Consider the following 1,563-nt stretch of genomic DNA (forward strand, 5'->3'; position numbering starts at 1 on the left):
AAAGATGCCGTAATGGGGCTTTCGGCGAATCGGACAGGTTTCGCTTGTTTGTCAGTATGATCTGAAGTGCCGTTGCCCTTGATGCGCCTGCAGCGCGTCTACGAGGTCGTATGTTTCCATGCGCCTCAATTCCTAAGAATAGAAGGGCAACGACATGAATGTATTTATCGGATTGGATGTATCTCTGGCAAGCACGGCGATTTGTGTGCTGGGGCCACAGGGGAGGATTGTTGACGAATTACAGGCGGAGAGCGAGCCTGAGGCATTGGTACGTGCAATAGCGTCATTGTCATATTCGATCGATGCGATCGGGCTCGAAGCCGGACCTTTGTCCCAATGGCTGAGCAAGGGGATGGAAGAAGCTGGCTTTGACGTGGTCATGATGGAAACACGGTTGGTGAAGGCAGCCTTGAAAGCCATGCCGATCAAGACCGACAGGCGCGATGCCCAGGGCATTGCGCGCTTGCTTCAAATGGGATGGTACAGGCCCGTGCACCGCAAATCTGTGTCCTCCCAGGAAATCCGCGCGTTGCTGACGGCGCGCAAGTCAGTTCAGCAGGCCATCATCAACCTTGAGCTTTCGATGCGAGGTGTTCTGCGAAACTTTGGCATGAAGCTGGGGCATGTCACCCGGATTAGGTACGAGACCCGGGTGAGGGAACTGGTTGAGCAGAATGAGATCCTGTCCGCGTCGACTGAGGCTCTTCTGCGCGCGCGTTCCCAGTTGCGCGCCGAGTTGGCTGACTTGGATGCCAAAATCGCGGGTCTGGCAAAACACGACGATGTTTGCCGTTTGATGATGACGATGCCGGGTGTCGGTCCGATCGTCGCCCTGACAGTCAAATCCGCGATTGATGATCCGACTCGCTTTGCGCGGTCGAAGGATGTCGGACCGTGGGCGGGGCTTACGCCGAGGCGCACGCAATCCGGAGAGATGGACATCGTTGGACAAATCACGCGAGCCGGTGATCGCGGGCTTCGAACCGCGTTGTATCAGGCAGCGATGATCCTGATGCACCGTGGTGCCCCGAACTGGCTGCAATCTTGGGCACTTAAAGTAGCGCACAGGCGTGGAGCGAAGAGGGCCATGATTGCACTTGCTCGACGCATTGGCGTCGTCTTGCACCGCATGTGGATAGACGGCACGCCGTTCCGCTACACGCAGAACTCCGGCGCGACTGCATGAGCGGGAAGCTTCAAGGACAATTCAGAGCGGAGGGTTGAGCTGCGCCTCATGACAGGTACGTCGAGGTCCCTTGCCGGGACGAGGTTCCTGGAGATGCCGAAGGCCCGCAAGTTATCAGCAAATGCTGAATACGCGGGAAAGATAGGCACCCAGGACCAGATTTGGACCAGGCATAGAGTGGCAGCTATGAGGCTGACTACGGACGGAAGAACGAAGCCCGGGTAGGGGATGTCCCTCAGTCCTGATGTGCGGTTGCAGTGAAAAAGGAAAAGTAAGCTTTTGAATTTGTGTCTTAAACTTGGTGAGGAATGAGGTCTTCGCCGGGATTTTTGACTTGCCCGAAACCCTTGACAGAGGCCCGCCCCATTACGGAAGCG

Annotated in this window: 1 protein-coding gene; it reads left to right on the top strand. The window is 56.5% G+C overall.

Annotation, left to right across the window (positions count from 1 at the left end; all coding sequences use genetic code 11):
- Window positions 1-154 precede the first annotated feature (154 nt).
- Complete coding sequence (locus CLV77_RS00165; protein WP_076981300.1) at window positions 155-1,186, top strand: IS110 family RNA-guided transposase; 1,032 nt, start codon at window positions 155-157, stop codon at window positions 1,184-1,186.
- Window positions 1,187-1,563 lie beyond the last annotated feature (377 nt).

It is taken from the genome of Brevirhabdus pacifica (genome assembly GCF_002797755.1).
GTDB classification, from domain to species: Bacteria; Pseudomonadota; Alphaproteobacteria; order Rhodobacterales; family Rhodobacteraceae; genus Brevirhabdus; species Brevirhabdus pacifica.

Excerpts from the sequence above, each read along its gene's own strand:
- CLV77_RS00165 (WP_076981300.1), top strand. The coding sequence starts at position 155 with ATGAATGTATTTATCGGATTGGATGTATCTCTGGCAAGCACGGCGATT.